The organism is Natronobiforma cellulositropha (genome assembly GCF_025629245.1).
In the GTDB taxonomy this organism is placed as follows: Archaea; Halobacteriota; Halobacteria; order Halobacteriales; family Natrialbaceae; genus Natronobiforma; species Natronobiforma cellulositropha.
Map to the genome: position 1 here is coordinate 1 of NZ_JANZXN010000037.1, position 901 is coordinate 901.

Sequence of the window (901 nt, forward strand, 5' to 3'; positions counted from 1 at the left end):
CCGCTACACGAACGAGGTCCTCGAGCCGGGCGAACGCCAGACGGTCGAGACCGGCTTCACCGTCTACGAGGACACCGGCGGCGGAACTGACGAGGGCGAGTATCAGCTTCGCATCAACGGCGTCGAGGTCGGCATGGTCGACGTGCGCGACCCCCACGACGTAGTCGAGACGGACATCGTCACCAGCCAGGTAGCCATCGACGACCGGGTCGTCGTCAACGCGACCTTCGAGAACGTGGTCAACGACGCCCGCGGCATTTCGAACATCGACATCGGGTTGTACGACCTCGAGGGCGACCGGCTGATCGGGGGCGTCGACAACCGGTACACGAACCTCGAGGTTGAACCGGGCGAGCGCGAGACCGTCGAGACCGGCTTTACGATCCACGGCGACACCGGCGGTGGCTTCGACGAGCAGGGAATCGTCGAACTACGCGTGCAGGGCGTCCACGCGGGCTACGTGGAATTGCGCGAACCGCTCGACCTGCTGGGAACGAACCTCCAGACAGAGCAGGTTGCGCCCGACGACCCGGTCGAGGTGGAACTGACCCTCCAGAACACTGTCGGTGAGTTCCACGACCTCGGCGAGCTCGACGTGGGACTGTACGACACGAACGGGACGCGCGTTCACGGCGAACTGGTTACCGACCACGAGACCGTCACGCTCGAGCCAGGCGACCGGGAGACGGTCGTCGTCTCGGTCGACGCTGGCGTCGAGCAAGGAACGTACGAGGTCCGCGTCGAGGGTGAACGCGTCGGCGATGTCGAGGTTCGAGCAGCGCTGAAGCTGGTCGGTCACACCCTCGAGACGTCCGAGGTCGCCTTAGACGACCGCCTGGTGGTCAACGCGACCTTCGAGAACGCAGTGAGTGAACCTCACGGCATCTCGAACATCGACATC

General features: G+C 64.8%; 1 protein-coding gene. It reads left to right on the top strand.

All coding sequences use genetic code 11. The features are described from left to right. A partial coding sequence (locus tag N0B15_RS15425; RefSeq protein ID WP_263020612.1) for a hypothetical protein occupies window positions 1-901 on the top strand: 901 nt, incomplete at both ends.